Origin of the sequence: Marinomonas arctica, from assembly GCF_003259225.1 — a bacterium.
GTDB lineage: Bacteria > Pseudomonadota > Gammaproteobacteria > Pseudomonadales > Marinomonadaceae > Marinomonas > Marinomonas arctica.
Genome location: NZ_QHJF01000005.1, coordinates 80,204 through 95,901, shown reverse-complemented (window position 1 = coordinate 95,901; position 15,698 = coordinate 80,204). Strand labels below are relative to the sequence as shown.

Genomic DNA, 15,698 nt, shown 5'->3' with positions numbered 1-15,698 from the left:
TTATCTCTCTTAATCGATCACTTTTGGTACGAGGAAAAGGCCTGCTTCGGCTTGCGGCGCGTTCGCTAGGAAGGCGTCACGACGATTTTCCTCGGTGACTACGTCTTCTCTTAATCTTTGCGTCATTTCAAGCGGATTGGAAAGCGGTTCAACACCATCGGTATTAACAGATTGCATTTGTTCGACAAGCGACAAAACGCTAGATAGAGAATGTTGGTATTGATCGGCGTCTGCCTCAGTAAGGGCGAGGCGAGCCAAGTGTGCAATTTTTTGCACGTCTTGTTTGTCTATGGACATGTTCCACCTGATATTTTGATTATCGTAAATGGCTTTTATTGTATCCCTTAGTTGTAAGGCTATAAAGCTAACAGTGTGAAAAATCTAGCTTATTTTTCATTTATCAAAAAAATTTTAGGAAACAACGAAATACTGGGGAACTTTTTCAACATTTACGCGGAATCAACTTGCCCAATGGCCCCGTGATTGTTACATTTTGACGCTGTTCGTTTCGTATTATCAGGGTGTAAGAATTCATGTTTAAGAAAATCAGGGGAATGTTTTCAAGTGATTTGTCTATTGACTTAGGAACGGCAAATACCCTTATTTACGTTCGTGATCGCGGGATTGTGCTTGATGAGCCATCTGTTGTCGCTATTCGTCACAACGGAAACCAGAAAACAGTCGCGTCTGTTGGTACAGATGCTAAGCGTATGTTGGGTCGTACCCCAGGCAATATTACGGCTATTCGACCGATGAAAGATGGTGTTATTGCGGACTTTCATGTCACTGAAAAGATGCTGCAGTACTTTATTGCAAAAGTTCATGAAAACAGCTGGCTAAAACCGAGCCCGCGTGTTTTGGTTTGTGTGCCATGTAAGTCAACTCAAGTTGAGCGTCGTGCGATCAAAGAATCTGCATTGGGTGCTGGTGCTCGTGAAGTGTATATCATCGAAGAGCCTATGGCGGCGGCTATTGGTGCAGGCCTTCCTGTTGCTGAAGCGTCTGGTTCTATGGTTATTGATATTGGTGGCGGTACAACAGAAATCGCGATTATATCTTTAAACGGTATCGTGACGTCGGAATCCATTCGAGTTGGTGGTGATCGTTTTGATGAAGCGATTGTGACTTACGTTCGTCGTCAATACGGTAGCTTGATCGGTGATGCAACGGCTGAAAGAATTAAGACAGAGATTGGTATGGCTTACCATACTGGTGAAGAGTTGCAGATTGATGTACGTGGCCGTAATTTAGCTGAAGGTATTCCTCGTTCATTTGTACTCAGTAGCACAGAGATTCTAGAAGCTTTACAAGAGCCGCTGGCACAAATCGTCCAAGCTATTAAAGGTGTTCTTGAGCAATCGCCACCAGAATTGGCTGCTGATATCGGTGAAACAGGGTTAGTGCTTACCGGTGGTGGCGCTTTGTTGCGTGAGATTGACCGCTTAATCAGTGAAGAAACGGGTCTGCCTGTTATTATTGCTGATGATCCACTGACTTGTGTTGCTCGTGGTGGTGGTATGGCTTTAGAGTTGATGGATAAGCATGCGTCTGAATTGTTTACTGTTGATAATGAGTAAAGGTTAGGAGCGCACCATTAATAATTCGCTTCTTTTTAGCGGTAAGGTGTCCAGCGCCCGATTTATTGTGTTGGTTCTCTTATCTGCAGCGATGATTGTTGCCGACGTTCGCTATGCTGTTTTTTCGCAAGTAAGGCCATATTTGACCTTGCTTGTAACGCCTGTTCAAGTGGTGGTTAATACACCGCAAAAAATGTTTAATTGGGCGGGAGAGCATCTTGCCAGCAGGGAAGGGTTAGTGAAAGAGAACCAATCCTTGCAAGCAGAGATATTGCTCTTGCGTAGTCGTCAGCAACGACTTGACTCACTGCAGGCGGAAAATATTCGCTTACGAGAGTTATTGGATGCTTCGCAACGTGTTGATGAAAAAATTGTCATGGCTGAAGTGATTGGTTTTGATCAGAATGCTTACAGTCATCGATTGATGATTGATAAAGGTTTTTCTTCGGGTGCTTATGTGGGGCAGCCTGTTTTAGATGCGACTGGCGTGCTTGGGCAGGTTGTGGAAACGGCGGCATACAGTAGTCGAGTATTGCTGATTGCTGATGCGAGTCACTTTGTTCCTGTGCAGTTATCTCGAACGGGTTTTAGGGGGATTCTGCGGGGAACAGGGGATTTGAAGCGTATGGAGCTAATGAGTGTTCCTCGATCCGTGGATATTAAAAAGGGAGACATTTTGACAACGTCCGGTTTAGATAATCGGTTCCCAAGTGGCTACCCGGTTGGCGTGGTGCGAAGTGTAAAATATACCCAAGGTAAAGCTTATGCAGACGTTGATGTGGTTCCCTTGGCTCAGTTAGGTCGTAGTCGTCATGTAATGCTGATTGAAAAACCCGAGGCTGAGAGAGAATGAAGCCAGTTTTTGTTTTTTGTATCACGCTATTAACGGCTTTAATGCTTGAGGCTGTGCCTTTCCCTGAACAATTTGTTTGGTTCCGTCCTGAGTGGGCTTTGCTGGTCATCCTATATTGGGTGATTGCCTTGCCATTTCGAGTGGGGGTTGGGGTGGCCTGGTTCTTAGGGTTAATGGTGGATTTATTGCAAGGTGGCATAATAGGTCAACACTCCCTTACTTATGTCATCATTGCTTATACTTGTGCTGTTTTTTATAAGCGCTTAAGAATGTATCACCGCTGGCAGCAAGGTTTTTTCATTTGTCTGTTGGTCAGTATTAATCAGCTGCTGGATTTCTGGATTGATCATTATCTTGGCTATGCTGAGCCTACCTTGATGATTTTTATGCCGGCGGTTGTTACTGGTTTGTTGTGGCCTTGGTCATTTATTGTTTTGCGTAGCGTGCGACGCATTTATGCTATCCGTTAGGCTGTTTTTGGGAAGAGTTTATGCTTGTTTTGGCTTCCGCTTCGCCGAGAAGGAAAGAGCTTCTTAGTCTCTTGGTGAAGGAGTTTAAAGTTCTGCCGGCTGACATTGATGAGACACCACATCATCAAGAATTAGCAAAGGATTATGTTGTTCGTATGGCGGTTGAGAAAGCCAAAGCAGCCATTAAGAAATATAAAGTACAAGCGGATGCTGATGCGTCGGCTATCTTTATGGCATCCGATACGAGTGTTGTGATTGAAGGAGATATTTTAGGTAAACCAACTTCCCTTGATGACTCACGATCCATGCTTAGACGGCTTTCTGGTCGTTCCCACCAAGTCATTACCTCTCTTTGTCTTTGTGACCTTGAATTCGACCAGGTCGTAACAAAGTGCATCATCAATGATGTATTGTTTCGTGACATTTCCGATGTTGAAGTAGCGCAGTATTGGAAAACAGGTGAGCCACATGACAAAGCGGGTTCTTATGCTATTCAGGGATTAGGAGCTGTTTTTGTTCGTTCAATGTCAGGTTCATATTCGGCGGTTGTCGGTTTGCCTTTGTATGAGGCGGCACAAATGTTGGCTCAGTTCGGAATCCATCCACTAGAGGAATTATCCCATGAGTGAAGATGTTCTCATAAATGTGACCCCGATGGAGATACGCGTTGCCTTGGTTGAGAACGGAGTGCTGCAAGAGGTTTACATTGAGCGCTCAAGTCGTAAAGGCATTGTAGGAAATATTTATCAGGGAAAAGTAGTGCGCGTGCTTCCAGGCATGCAGGCGGCTTTTGTCGACATAGGTTTAGAGCGTGCCGCTTTTATTCATGTTTCAGAAGTGGCTGACCGCGATGCTGTTAACCCAAGTGATCAAATTGGCGATTATTTGCGTGAAGGGCAATCATTGGTGGTGCAAGTAACGAAAGATCCTATCAGTACGAAAGGGGCGCGTTTGACAACGCATCTTTCCATACCTTCTCGCTACCTTGTTTACATGCCAGACCAATCTCATGTAGGTGTAAGCCAAAGAATCGAAAATGAAGCTGAGCGTGAGCGTCTTAAATCCTTGGTTTCTGAAGCCTTGACCGATGCCGACGAAAACAGTGGTTATATATTACGAACAGCGGCCGAAAGAGCAGGCGAAGAGGAGATATTGGCGGATATTAAATTTCTTACTCGACTATGGCAGTCTGTGAAACGTCGTATGCAGCATGTCAAAGCTCCTTCTATTATTTATGAAGATCTCCCTCTGCATTTGCGCACTATGCGTGATCTAGTGGGGTTATCGACAGAAAAAATCCGCATCGACTCCAAAGAAAACTATGCAAAATTACGCTCTTTTGCTGAAGACTTTATACCTGAGTTGCGAGATCGTATTGAGTATTACCCAGGTGAGCGTCCGATTTTTGATTTGTACAGTGTTGAAGATGAGATTCAAAAAGCATTAGATAGAAAAGTGCAATTGAAGTCAGGTGGGTATTTATTGGTTGAGCAGACCGAATCAATGACAACCATTGATGTGAATACAGGCGCTTTTGTGGGCAGTCGAAATCTTGAGGAGACTATCTACAAGACGAATCTTGAGGCGGCAACCGCCATTGGTCGACAACTGAGATTGAGAAATCTTGGTGGCATTATTATTATCGATTTCATTGATATGGAAGATGAAGAGCACAAACGTCAAGTGCTTAGAATGCTTGAAAAAATATTGGATGCAGACCACGCTAAAACCAAAATTACCGGTGTTTCTGAGTTGGGTTTAGTGGAAATGACTAGGAAAAGAACGCGCGAAAGTCTTGGTCAAACGCTTTGTGAGCCTTGTCGTTCTTGTCGTGGTAGTGGTTTGGTAAAAACACCTGAAACGGTGTGCTATGAAGTGTTCCGAGAGATTTTAAGGGCAGATCGTGCTTATAATTCTCAGACTTATACCGTTTTAGCGGCCAGTTCGGTTGTCGAGCGTTTTCTTGATGAAGAAAGTGCGGCGGTTGCTGAGTTAGAGGCGTTTATTGGTAAGACAATTCGCTTTCAGGTGGATTCGATTTATACACAAGATCAATATGATGTGGTTCTGCGTTAGCAGTAAAAGGTCTTAATATGCGTTGGCTATTGCGTAAACTGATCTTGGCGTCTTTTTGGGGAGGAGTGGCTTTCATCGCCCTGCTTGCTGTATTTGCCGTCAGCGTAGAGAGATTGCTTCCCTATTTAGATCATTATCGGCCTCAAATAGAGCGTAACCTCCAACAAATTACAGGGTACCCTGTTTCTTTAGAGCAGATAGATGGGCGCTTAGAGGGAATTGATCCGACCGTCTCTGTGAGTGGCTTTGATTTGTATGTCGATGGTCAGTCTGCCATTACGATAGATGAAATGCGTGTTCGGTTGGACATTGTTCAGACCATTTTGAGTTTGAGTCCGCAGTTTACCTATATTCGATTTGTGCGACCGTCTATTTTGTTACAAGAAAGTGACGGACAGTGGCGCTTAAATGGCGCGATGCCTTCTCGTGACATGCAGAATGACGTTGGGGTTGAGCGAGTATTGGATTACCTTGCCGCACAGCGTAATTTCTCCATTTTTGATGCAACACTCCATGTGCGCAGTGAGCAATTGGGTGAGCATTCTGTCAATATTCCCCATGTGTACCTTTTTAAGCAAGCTTTTGAATCGTTAATGAGCGCTACTTTTTATCTGGATGATAATCCATCGCCATTTCAGGTGAGTGCGCGTCTTGATGAGACTCGTGGTTTGCTGAGTGGTTATCGTGTAAAAGCCTTTCTTCGAGCGCCTCAAGTTGCCTTGCCGTTGAAAAATATGTTGCCAGCGGAGGCGTATTCATTGTCGTCTGTTGAGCTTGGTGGCGATGTTTGGCTAGATGTGCTGATTGGTAAAGAGCTTGAGATTCGCGCGGAGTCTGTGCAGCTTAATGTCGCCTTTGATGATGGTCAGCAATACAAAATTACCCCTTCTATTCGTCTTCAGTACTCATTCACTCAACCTGGCGTTCGGATGGGTGTGCATAATATGTCGGTTGTTGATAAAGATGGGCGATCTTACCCAACAACCGATCTGGCTTTCGATTGGTCTTCCGTGACGGATCGCTCAAACCTCACGTTTAATCAGGTTGATATGGCTTTGGCGCAACAGATTGCTAGGCATTTTTTGCCTGAAAAATCGGATGCTGCTCAAATATTAGCAGGGCTGAATCCTACTGGATTGGCTCAGAATGGTTCTGTTCGTTTGTGGCGTGAAAACGATGATTTGGCTTTTCAATTTTTAAGTAATCTGCGTTCAGCCTCTGTGCAAAGTTATAATGGTATCCCTAAAGCAACCAATATTAATGCTGTTTTTAGTCTGTCTGATGATAGTGGTTATATTGATTTTCGTGGACGTAACAGTGATATTGCTTTTGATGCGCTGTATGAAGAGTCTTGGTCTACTGATTTCTTATCTGGCTATGTGAGTTGGCAAAAAGTCTCAGATGCTTTTTTGATCAGTGGTCAAGACTTACTGGTTCAGCGTAATAATGCGGATATTCAAGGAGGATTTAGATTAGAGGTTCGTGATACAGCGCCAGATTGGATCGCGTTGGATTTGCATGGCCGCAATTTGTCTGTCGCCGATCGTTTAACTTATCTTCCGCCAACGGCGCTTAGTCCAGATGTGATGGCTTGGATAAAAGAAGCATTCGCAGATACTGGTAAAGTAGAGAGTGTCGATGTTTTGGTACACAGTGAGTTGTCTGATGGGGCAGCGCCTCATGTTCGAGTTCAGCTGGCGGTAAGTGATGCTAGCGTAACATTTGATCCTAATTGGCCGACAGCAAATAAAGTGAATGGTTTTTTTGAGCTTGATGGGGCAGGTGTAAGTGTCGAAGTCGCATCGGGTTATCTGCTGGATTTGCCGATTAGTGATTTGTTATTGACGGTGCCTATCTCGAATGGTTCCGTAGATTGGTTAAACCTTAAGGGTGAGGTTAGTGACAGTGCTCCATTGATTTTAGCAATGCTGAAAGCCACCCCTCTTGCTGATTCTGTATTACAGCCTTTCTCGAATTGGCAGCTAGAGGGCAATGTAGCGGGACGTTTCGACATTGCCGTTCCATTCAAAGAGGGGGTTGATCCTAAGGTGCAACTGAGGTTGGATTTTAAGGATAATCCTTTGCTCATTAGCGATATTGATCTTTCCACGCGGGTTAAATTAGGGCGCTTGAATTACAGTTCCGATCTTGGTGTAACGGATTCTGAATTTGATGTAGAAGCATTAGGGGGCTTATCACACCTTTCCTTGTCTTCTGAAGCAACACCGAATGGTGTGCTTGCCGTTAATGGTGATATATCAGGGAATGTGGATATTAAAAGAGTGGCTGCGTGGCATAAATTGCCTGTTGTCTTGAGTGACAAAGTGTCAGGGAAAACAGCTTACACGGGGGCGCTATTTGTCAATAAATCTCAAGATGGACAGGTAGATTTAACCATTAATAGTAATTTACAAGGTGTAAGTATCGATTTGCCTGAACCGGTTGGTAAAAAAACGGCAGAGGCGGAGCCGTTACAGCTTAAGGTGATGCAACACGAAAAAGATTTGGTTATTGATGTTGATTATTCTACGTTAGTGGAAGCGAGGTTGTTGCTGGACGGTAGTGAATTCGTTGGCGGAGAGATACTATTAAATGCAAATCAAAATCAGGTGTTGAGTTCGCAGATACCGAAAGGTTTGGTGTTGTTGGGTGGAGTTGACCGCTTTTATGTCAAAGATTGGCAGGCGTTGTTTAGTGACTTGTCAGCAGACTCATCACCGTCTGTCGAGACGGTCGACATTCCAGAGATTCCAGAATGGTTGAGCAGAGTGGATTTGATCGTGGATGATGTCGTTGTAGACGACCATAACACATGGCATAACTTTAAGGTTGCCTACGATGTTGCTGCAAATAGATCGCTTTTTGTGAGCTCTGATGAGATGAATTTTTCTTTGCTGGATGACAATGGTACACCTAATTTGCATTTTGGTTTTTTAAGTTGGAACACAGGGTCTTCGGATTCTAAGGCTTCCGTATCGAAGGAGGCGCCTATCTCGGCAAAGCAAATTCCTAATATGATGCTGTCAATTGATCAGCTGTATTTGAATGAAAGCCCTTATGGTGATTGGCAATTGGCCATTTCTCGTGATGGTGATGTTTTGCGTATTAACCCTATTTCCTCTCAGTTACAGACAGGTGACTTCAAAGGCAGTCTAATATGGCAAGACAAAGGTAAAAATTCTCGTGTTGACTTGGCAATTGCAGCGAATGGTGCCGATTTGGCTGAATTGACAAAGAAATTTTCCAGCGAGGCCATTGTATCTTCGAAAAAATACAGTATTGATGTTGGTTTGAATTGGGATGGGCATCCTTTCTACTTTGATCGTAAGTCGGTTTCTGGGCGTATTGCTTTTTCGGCTGAGAATGGAAACTTCAGCAAAGTGGATGAATTACCAGCGTTTCTTAAAGCGTTGGGTATTTTTAATATTGGCGCGTTAAGTCGACGTTTGCTGTTAGATTTTTCTGACGTATATGAGCCTGGTTTGACCTATGATCAGTTTAAAGGGACCTTGTCTTTAGATAGGGGGCTTCTGAAAACGACTTCTCCGGTGTCCATTGTGTCGCCTACGGCGGAATTGGTCATCGAAGGAGAGGCCGACATTGTCAATGAAACGTTGAATGAAAGGCTTACCGCTACTTTTCCAATATCTGGAACCTTGCCTTTGGCGGGCTTATTATGGGGGACACCACAATTAGCGGGTTTGTTATTTATAACGGACAAACTAATAGGTGATCAGCTTTCAAAGGTAACAAGTGTGCAATATCAAGTAGAAGGGTCTTTTAATGATCCGATTATGACTCCGATCCGCTATCGACCGCTAGAGAAAACAAAATAATGACTGCCTTGATTGTTGCTGCCATTCAGTTAACCAGCTCGAGTTGTTGGCAAGATAACTTGCATGAGGTGAAGAGGCTGGTGGCGGCTGCCGCAAGCGATGGCGCTCGTCTTGTTGTGTTGCCTGAAAATGTTTTCTTGTTTAATGGTAAAGGGATGCGGGATTTAGCCGAATCGCCCGATCAAGCAGCATTATTTGAAGAGATGCGTGGCCTGGCGATAAAGCATGCTATTTATCTTGTTGTTGGCTCCCATCCATCCTTGCTCAGGCCAAATGGTGACAAGGTGAGTGATCAACGAGTTCGGCAAACCTGTTGGGTGATTCGTCCAGACGGTTGCATACTGGAGCGTTATGACAAGATTCATTTATTTGATGTGACAGTCAATGATAAGGCGGCGTCCTATAAAGAATCCGATGTCATTGAGCCCGGAGAGCTGGCATTAAAAGTGGTTGAAGTGGATGGTTTTAAAGTAGGTTTGAGTATCTGCTACGATTTACGCTTTCCTGAGCTTTATCGGGCGCTGGTTACATTGGGTGCGGAGATATTGCTGGTTCCAGCGGCATTTACTTATGTTACTGGCAAGGCGCATTGGAATATTTTATTGGCTGCGAGGGCCATAGAGAATCAGTGTTATGTTCTGGGTGTAGGGCAGTGTGGTTGGCATAATGAGACGCGACAAACTTATGGCAACAGTGCTCTGTATTCCCCTTGGGGGGAGTGTTTAGCCAATTTGGGTGAAGCGCCGGGCTATTTTGTTTTTGCTGTAGACAAACAGCAGATTAGCGAAAGTAGACAAAAAATGCCTTGTTTCTCTCATCGAAGGCTGATCTAAGTTAAAATAACTGGCTAAAGTAAAAAGCCCCTTTTTCCAAGCCTTCATTGTAGGCCGAGATGTTGGGGCTTTTTATTATTTTTGTGCGACTTTACTCTTTTAAGCCAAGGCGTTTTTCTTCTGTTTCTCGCAAGAAGCGGAAAAGTTTTTTGCGGTTTGAGGTGTTTCCTTCTTGCGAAACTTCCTTTTGTGACTGGCGAATTAGTTGTCTAAGCAATTGAATGTCTTCAATCTGAGGGTTTTCCTCCAAATACTCTGACAAGGCTTCTTTGCTGTTTTCTCCGATAAGTAGATCTCGGCGAATCTCAAGCTGATGGAACAGCTTATTGTATGCGGCAGAAGTAGAGTCGAATAACGCTACACGATGTGCAATGGCTTCGTGATCTTCCGTACGCATAATTTTGCCAATGTACTGTAAGTGTCTTCTCATGGCTTCATGTTGTTTTATTCTGCCAGCTTCGACAAAGGCTTCGCGTAATGTGTCAGACATTTCCACTTTTTTAAGCTGATTTTTGCTAAGACCTAATAATTTTTTTCCAAGATCTTGCAGGGCTTCCATTTCACGCTTGATCTGGGTTTTGCTCTTAGGAATGTCGTCGTCGTTTTCAAATTGATCAAAGTCTGTCATGGGAACCTATATTAGAAAAATAGTAGCAAGACCAAGGAAGGACAAAAATCCCACCACATCGGTCACGGTAGTCAAAATTACGCTGCCAGCGAGGGCTGGGTCTATGCCAATTCTTTTTAATAAAATCGGCAGAAGTGTTCCAGTGGCTGCTGCAAATAGCAGGTTTATTACGATAGCGCCCGCTATGATATAGGCAATCTTGATGTTGTCAAACCAAAGTGCAGTAAGGATGGCAATAACGGTAGACCAAAGTAGGCCGTTGAGTAGGCCTACGATCAATTCTCTATTCAGTAGCCAGCGCGTATTTGTTGCGCCAATTTGATTTAAGGCAATCCCGCGAATCACCAAGGTGAGTACCTGAGAGCCTGCAATACCGCCCATACTGGCGACGATTGGCATTAGAATGGCCAGTGCAACGACTTGGTCAAGCGTGGCTTGAAACAGCCCAATGACGTAAGAAGCAATAAACGCAGTGATAAGGTTGATGCCTAGCCAGACTGCTCGCCGTTTTGTGGTTTTCATAATCGGCGAGAAGGTGTCTTCATCGTCATCAAGGCCTGCCATGCTTAGCATCGAGTGTTCAGCTTCATCCCGAATGACATCCACAACATCGTCGATGGTGATGCGACCCAGTAGTTTTTTGGTGTTGCTGTCGATAACAGGGGCAGAGACAAGGTCCATTTTTTCAAACAGTTGTGCGACTTCACTGGCGGGCGTTTCCGCTACGATGACAGTAAACTCTGTCTCCATGATGTCACGTATTGTGGCATTGAGATCAGAGACCAATAGTTTGGTTAAAGGTAAGGTGCCAAGCAGTCGATCAGAGCGACTAACCACCAGTAAGCTGTCAGTCATGTCCGGCAGGGAGGCGTGTCTGCGTAAATATCGAAAAGCGATATCTACCGTGATATTTGGACGGATGGTGATTGTGTCCGTATTCATTAAGCCACCGGCAGAGTCTTCCGAATAGCTTAATAGTCCTTCGACCCTTGTCCTGTCTTGTATTGACATGGACGCCAGAACTTCTTTTACAATTTTTTCTGGTAAGTGCTGCAACAAGTCAGCAAGGTCATCACTTTCAAAATGCTCGGATACGGCGATAAGTCGCTCTGTATCCATGTTTTTCATGAATTGTATGCCAATATCTTCGCTGAGATACTGTAATACTTCGCCTTCATTTTTGGCTTCAACTAGCTCCCACAAAAGCTTACGTTCTTTTGGTGGGGAGGACTCTAATAGCCTTGCTACATCTTGTGCGGGTAATGCGCCGTTCAGCAAATAACGAATCTGCATGGTTTCACCCGATTCGAGTGATTCAGTGACCGTTTGCAGATGATTGAGCGTATTTTGATCTGACATAGAAGAGGTTTACTCGTCTTCACCAAAGCGGTTATTAATCAGTTCAATAATGGCTTTGATCGCGTCGTTTTCATCTTCACCATTGGTTTTTATGCGAATTTCTGTTCCTTTTCCAGCTGCGAGCATCATCATGGCCATAATGCTTTTTCCGTCTACATTGCGACCGTCTTTTTCTATGGTGATATCGCACGAGAAACGAGTGGTAGTTTCAATCAGTTTGCCAGCAGCACGAGCATGCAGGCCAAGCTTATTGATAATAGTAATGGACTCTTCCTGCATGTGCTTTTCCTAAATTAATGAATTGAAAGTGGCAAATAGATCTTGATTGGTCTGTGCAGTGCGTAATTTGTCTAGTGATTCTGGTGATTGAGCCAACTCTGCAATTTGAGCTAAAGTCGCAAGGTGCTGATCGCACTCGTGAGGTGGAACGATAAGCGCAAAGATAAGATCCACAGCTCTCTTGTCTATAGAATCAAAGTCGATAGGCGTGTCTAAGGACATGACAACGATAGCGGTGTGGTTTGCTGACTCTAATCGACAATGAGGGATGGCTATGCCATTGCCTATCCCTGTGCTGCCGAGTTTTTCGCGGCCCAGCAGTGCGTCATACACCGCTTCGTTATCGCAATGTAAGCGATTGGAAGCGACTTCTGCGATGCTTTCAAGGACGCGTTTTTTACTTACAATATCTTGTTTTGCGAGAACGAGTTCCGCTTTTAATAATGATTTCAAGGACATGATAAAATGTTTTCCGTTTAGATCAGTCGTTTGCGTTCATTGGAAGGAGGGATGTTCATCGCCTCACGGTATTTGGCAACAGTCCGTCTTGCGACTTGGATGCCTTGTTCGGCTAAGATAGCCGCTAGCTTATTATCACTCAGTGGCTTTTTAGCCGGCTCGTCTGAGACAAGCTTTTTAATCATAGCTCGTATTGCCGTAGAAGAGCATTCTCCTCCAGCGGCTGTATTTACGTGGCTTGAGAAAAAATACTTGAGCTCAAAAATACCTTTAGGGGTATGCATGTATTTCTGCGTTGTCACCCTTGATATTGTGGATTCGTGCATGCCCACTTCTTCTGCAACATCATGCAGAACCATAGGTTTCATGGCTTCTTCACCAAGCTCAAAAAAATCGATTTGTCGACTGACGATACAGCTTGCCACTTTGAGTAGCGTTTCATTTCTGCTTTGTAGGCTTTTCATAAACCATTTTGCTTCTTGAAGCGACGTTTTTATGTAAGTCGCGTCTTCGGCTGTCGCTGCAGTGCTCGCCATGGCTGAGTACGTTTCATTGATTTTTATCGGCGGTAACGCTTCATTATTCAGCTCGACCTGCCAGACGTTGTGACGCTTTTTCACGGATACGTCAGGAATGACATAATCGGTGTCGTCAGCGTCTATGACAGAGCCTGGGCGAGGGTTGAGCTGCTGTATTAAGTCGATAACTTCTTTTAGAGCTTCATCTTTTAACTTTGTTTTACGGCTTAGTTGTGCAAAATCTCGATTGCCCAACAAGGGTAAATAGTGATCAATAATATTATGGGTGCTTTTGTAGAGAGGGTGGTTACTAAATGCCTCTAGTTGCACCAATAAGCAATCACGTAAGTCAATGGAGCAAACACCAACAGGATCAAAACGTTGTAATCTATGCTGAACAGCAATGACTTCTTCTATCTCTAGATCGTCTAATTCAGTGCCTAATGACTCACATATGTCATCTGGAGAGATGCTTAAATAGCCATCAGGTTGTACGCATTCAATGATGGCGTAGGCAATCTCAATGTCTCTATCAGACATATGGGTCAAATTTAATTGCCAGATCAAATGATCTTGGATGCTTTCTGCCGGTGCGTTGCGACTTTCGAAATCACCATCACCTTCGTAGCTATTATGATCGCTAACAGCCGCAGAACTTTGGTAGGTATCATCCCAGTTGCTGTCAATTGACAGCTCTTCAGGGATACTTTCTGTCCACTCTGAGTCAACACGGGCTTCTTCACTATTGTGATCGACTGTCTGGTCAGCTGCGCTTTTGGCTTCTATGCTGGCTGGAATGTCGATGTGCAATTGCTCATCATCGTCGAGCTCAAGAAGTGGATTAGACTCAAGGAATTCGTGTATTTCTTGTTTTAAATCCAACGTAGAAAGCTGCAGCAAGCGAATGGCTTGTTGCAGTTGCGGTGTCATGGTCAGCTGTTGACCGAGCTTTAATTGTAAAGACTGCTTCATAGAGCAACTCTTTCAGTTTGAGTGAATTGGAACGAGTTATGCATACTACTCCCTTTCTACAGCAATGATAAGGGGTTACAGACGGAAGTCGTCGCCTAAATAAACCTTTTTTACTTGCTCATTATTGATAACAGTGTTGGCATCGCCTGACGCAATGATATAACCATTACCAACAATATACGCTTTATCACAAATATCTAAGGTTTCTCTGACGTTGTGATCGGTGATTAATACACCAATTCCGCTTTCTTGAAGATGTTTAATGATCAGTTTAATGTCGCCAACTGAAATGGGGTCGACGCCTGCGAATGGTTCATCAAGGAGGATGAATTTAGGGTTCATGGCAAGCGCTCTGGCTATCTCAACTCGACGTCTTTCTCCACCAGATAGTGCCATGCCAAGATTGGTGCGTATATGGTTGATATGGAATTCTTCTAGTAGTTCCTCGAGTCTTTCCTCTTGTTGGGCTTTGTTTAGTTCTTTACGAGTTTCTAAAATAGCCAGAATATTATCTTCTACAGACATCTTTCTGAAAATCGAGGCTTCTTGTGGAAGATAGCCTATGCCTTTTTGCGCACGTGTGTGCATGGCGTCGTGAGTGATGTCTTGACCATCAATAAAAATACCACCCGCGTCATTGGCTACCATGCCAACAATCATATAAAAGCAGGTGGTCTTTCCCGCACCATTGGGTCCTAGTAGGCCGACTGCTTCACCTGATTCTACGGCAATAGAGACGTCTTTTACTACTTGGCGCTTTTTGTAGCTTTTTGCCAGATGTTTTGCTTCTAATATTGCCATCTATTTCTTCGCCTCGGGTGCTTGTGGTTGCAAAGTCATGTTGACGCGCCCAGAATTCGTTTTCTCGGCACTGAACGTGCCGTCATTGATCATGTACAGAATGTAGTCAGCAGTGATGGAATTTTGCATGCGGCTTAGGTAACCGTCGCCAATGATTTCTAGCTTAGATTTGCTTGTTAAATAGTTAATCTTATTGCCCTTACTTATGACAATATTGCCACTCCAATCAATTTGTTGGCTGAATTTGGCCGGTTTGCCAGTCGCTTCTAAACTGCTGAATTTTCGGGTATTTATGTCTGTTGAGACTTTGAGGTATTGTGCTTGAATCTCAATGGTGCCTTGTTTGACAAACACGTTACCTTTGTAAATGGCTTCGCCTGTATTTTGGTTAAACGAAGCCTCGTCAGCTTGGATTTCTAGGGGTTGATTTACGTCGTCAGGCAATGCATAGGCGTGCTGGGCTATTATGACTGAGGTGATCAATAAGCCAATGTTAACGAACTGTTTCATATTTTCCTCTTACCGATCCTGTCATCACGACTTCTTCTGAATTGATGAAAGTAGTAATTTTGCCAGCAGAAGTGTCGCCTTGAGAAGAGATTAGGGTGGCATTCCCGTAGCTGGTTAATGATTGATCTTTGTCTAGGTAGTGCATGTTGTCTGCACTGAGCTTGATGTCTTCAGATTGAAGATATTTTTTGGTAGCCCGAGCATTGTCTGTTAATAGAATATCATTACTTCCATCTTCAATAACCCCTTTCTCTGCTTTTGCGCTCCAAGAGCCTGACGCAGCTTGACGTTCAATGCTGGGTTTTTCTAACAGCGTCCTAGATTTTGCTATGTAATGAAGTGTTTGTTCAGCATCTAACGTCTCAATCAGTTTGCCTTTGTTGTCGAACTCTCTCACTTTTACATTGGTAATGAAATAATCAGGCGAACTTCTTAATGAGTCTGTCTCAACCAAGTTTTGTGTCGGCATTGTCCCATACCAGAAGGTGAGGGCGAACAAAATGAGCGCCGCTCCACTTAAAAATAGA

The 15,698-nt window shown here is 44.0% G+C and carries 16 protein-coding genes; 7 read left to right on the top strand and 9 right to left on the bottom strand.

Annotated features, from left to right (window positions below):
* Positions 1 to 9: 9 nt before the first annotated feature.
* Complete coding sequence (gene gatC / locus DK187_RS03990; RefSeq protein WP_111606051.1) at positions 10 to 297, bottom strand: Asp-tRNA(Asn)/Glu-tRNA(Gln) amidotransferase subunit GatC; 288 nt, start codon at positions 295 to 297, stop codon at positions 10 to 12.
* Positions 298 to 533: 236 nt separating this feature from the next.
* Here gatC and DK187_RS03985 point away from each other — a divergent pair, with 236 nt between their 5' ends.
* Genes DK187_RS03985 through DK187_RS03955 form a run of 7 tightly spaced genes read left to right on the top strand, consistent with a single transcriptional unit; the run spans position 534 to position 9,645 of the window.
* Positions 534 to 1,577, top strand: a complete 1,044-nt coding sequence (locus DK187_RS03985; protein WP_111606050.1) for a rod shape-determining protein — start codon at positions 534 to 536, stop codon at positions 1,575 to 1,577.
* Positions 1,578 to 1,623: 46 nt separating this feature from the next.
* On the top strand, positions 1,624 to 2,430 hold the full coding sequence (gene mreC / locus DK187_RS03980; protein ID WP_111606049.1) for a rod shape-determining protein MreC: 807 nt from the start codon (positions 1,624 to 1,626) through the stop codon (positions 2,428 to 2,430).
* A complete protein-coding gene (gene mreD, locus DK187_RS03975; protein WP_111606048.1) occupies positions 2,427 to 2,900 on the top strand; it encodes a rod shape-determining protein MreD in 474 nt (157 codons plus the stop codon). Before mreC ends, mreD begins: the two co-directional genes overlap by 4 nt.
* A 20-nt stretch (positions 2,901 to 2,920) precedes the next feature.
* Positions 2,921 to 3,529, top strand: coding sequence for a Maf family protein (locus tag DK187_RS03970; RefSeq protein ID WP_111606047.1), 609 nt, complete (start codon positions 2,921 to 2,923; stop codon positions 3,527 to 3,529).
* Complete coding sequence (rng, locus tag DK187_RS03965) at positions 3,522 to 4,976, top strand: ribonuclease G (protein ID WP_111606046.1); 1,455 nt, start codon at positions 3,522 to 3,524, stop codon at positions 4,974 to 4,976. The genes DK187_RS03970 and rng overlap by 8 nt, the downstream gene beginning before the upstream one ends.
* Positions 4,977 to 4,993: 17 nt before the next feature.
* Complete coding sequence (locus DK187_RS03960; RefSeq protein ID WP_111606045.1) at positions 4,994 to 8,812, top strand: YhdP family protein; 3,819 nt, start codon at positions 4,994 to 4,996, stop codon at positions 8,810 to 8,812.
* Positions 8,812 to 9,645, top strand: a complete 834-nt coding sequence (locus tag DK187_RS03955) for a carbon-nitrogen hydrolase family protein (RefSeq protein ID WP_111606044.1) — start codon at positions 8,812 to 8,814, stop codon at positions 9,643 to 9,645. Before DK187_RS03960 ends, DK187_RS03955 begins: the two co-directional genes overlap by 1 nt.
* A gap of 91 nt (positions 9,646 to 9,736) precedes the next feature.
* On the opposite strand, the gene yjgA is transcribed toward DK187_RS03955, so the two are convergent.
* From yjgA to lptC, 8 genes are all read right to left on the bottom strand, one after another.
* Positions 9,737 to 10,273, bottom strand: coding sequence for a ribosome biogenesis factor YjgA (gene yjgA, locus DK187_RS03950; protein WP_111606043.1), 537 nt, complete (start codon positions 10,271 to 10,273; stop codon positions 9,737 to 9,739).
* 6 nt (positions 10,274 to 10,279) lie between these two features.
* Positions 10,280 to 11,632, bottom strand: coding sequence for a magnesium transporter (gene mgtE / locus DK187_RS03945; protein WP_111606042.1), 1,353 nt, complete (start codon positions 11,630 to 11,632; stop codon positions 10,280 to 10,282).
* Positions 11,633 to 11,641: 9 nt separating this feature from the next.
* Positions 11,642 to 11,911 carry an HPr family phosphocarrier protein gene (locus DK187_RS03940; protein WP_111606041.1) on the bottom strand — a complete coding sequence of 90 codons (270 nt, stop codon included), beginning with the start codon at positions 11,909 to 11,911 and terminating at the stop codon, positions 11,642 to 11,644.
* 9 nt (positions 11,912 to 11,920) lie between these two features.
* Positions 11,921 to 12,370, bottom strand: a complete 450-nt coding sequence (gene ptsN, locus DK187_RS03935; protein WP_111606040.1) for a PTS IIA-like nitrogen regulatory protein PtsN — start codon at positions 12,368 to 12,370, stop codon at positions 11,921 to 11,923.
* 17 nt (positions 12,371 to 12,387) lie between these two features.
* Positions 12,388 to 13,860, bottom strand: a complete 1,473-nt coding sequence (locus tag DK187_RS03930) for an RNA polymerase factor sigma-54 (protein ID WP_111606039.1) — start codon at positions 13,858 to 13,860, stop codon at positions 12,388 to 12,390.
* Between the two features lie 75 nt (positions 13,861 to 13,935).
* Positions 13,936 to 14,661, bottom strand: coding sequence for an LPS export ABC transporter ATP-binding protein (lptB, locus tag DK187_RS03925; protein WP_111606038.1), 726 nt, complete (start codon positions 14,659 to 14,661; stop codon positions 13,936 to 13,938).
* Positions 14,662 to 15,171 (bottom strand): lipopolysaccharide transport periplasmic protein LptA, encoded by a 510-nt coding sequence (gene lptA, locus DK187_RS03920; RefSeq protein WP_111606037.1) that lies wholly within the window; start codon positions 15,169 to 15,171, stop codon positions 14,662 to 14,664. It abuts the gene before it with no gap.
* Positions 15,155 to 15,640, bottom strand: coding sequence for an LPS export ABC transporter periplasmic protein LptC (gene lptC, locus DK187_RS03915; protein ID WP_229676474.1), 486 nt, complete (start codon positions 15,638 to 15,640; stop codon positions 15,155 to 15,157). Before lptC ends, lptA begins: the two co-directional genes overlap by 17 nt.
* Positions 15,641 to 15,698: the final 58 nt, after the last annotated feature.

Bases quoted from the DNA above. Each gene is read 5' to 3' on its own strand.
- DK187_RS03970 (WP_111606047.1), top strand. From the start codon at position 2,921: ATGCTTGTTTTGGCTTCCGCTTCGCCGAGAAGGAAAGAGCTTCTTAGT.
- mgtE (WP_111606042.1), bottom strand. From the start codon at position 11,632: ATGTCAGATCAAAATACGCTCAATCATCTGCAAACGGTCACTGAATCA.
- lptA (WP_111606037.1), bottom strand. From the start codon at position 15,171: ATGAAACAGTTCGTTAACATTGGCTTATTGATCACCTCAGTCATAATA.
- DK187_RS03985 (WP_111606050.1), top strand. From the start codon at position 534: ATGTTTAAGAAAATCAGGGGAATGTTTTCAAGTGATTTGTCTATTGAC.
- DK187_RS03940 (WP_111606041.1), bottom strand. From the start codon at position 11,911: ATGCAGGAAGAGTCCATTACTATTATCAATAAGCTTGGCCTGCATGCT.
- ptsN (WP_111606040.1), bottom strand. From the start codon at position 12,370: ATGTCCTTGAAATCATTATTAAAAGCGGAACTCGTTCTCGCAAAACAA.
- gatC (WP_111606051.1), bottom strand. From the start codon at position 297: ATGTCCATAGACAAACAAGACGTGCAAAAAATTGCACACTTGGCTCGC.
- mreD (WP_111606048.1), top strand. From the start codon at position 2,427: ATGAAGCCAGTTTTTGTTTTTTGTATCACGCTATTAACGGCTTTAATG.
- rng (WP_111606046.1), top strand. From the start codon at position 3,522: ATGAGTGAAGATGTTCTCATAAATGTGACCCCGATGGAGATACGCGTT.
- lptB (WP_111606038.1), bottom strand. From the start codon at position 14,661: ATGGCAATATTAGAAGCAAAACATCTGGCAAAAAGCTACAAAAAGCGC.
- lptC (WP_229676474.1), bottom strand. From the start codon at position 15,640: ATGCCGACACAAAACTTGGTTGAGACAGACTCATTAAGAAGTTCGCCT.
- DK187_RS03930 (WP_111606039.1), bottom strand. From the start codon at position 13,860: ATGAAGCAGTCTTTACAATTAAAGCTCGGTCAACAGCTGACCATGACA.
- yjgA (WP_111606043.1), bottom strand. From the start codon at position 10,273: ATGACAGACTTTGATCAATTTGAAAACGACGACGACATTCCTAAGAGC.
- DK187_RS03960 (WP_111606045.1), top strand. From the start codon at position 4,994: ATGCGTTGGCTATTGCGTAAACTGATCTTGGCGTCTTTTTGGGGAGGA.
- DK187_RS03955 (WP_111606044.1), top strand. From the start codon at position 8,812: ATGACTGCCTTGATTGTTGCTGCCATTCAGTTAACCAGCTCGAGTTGT.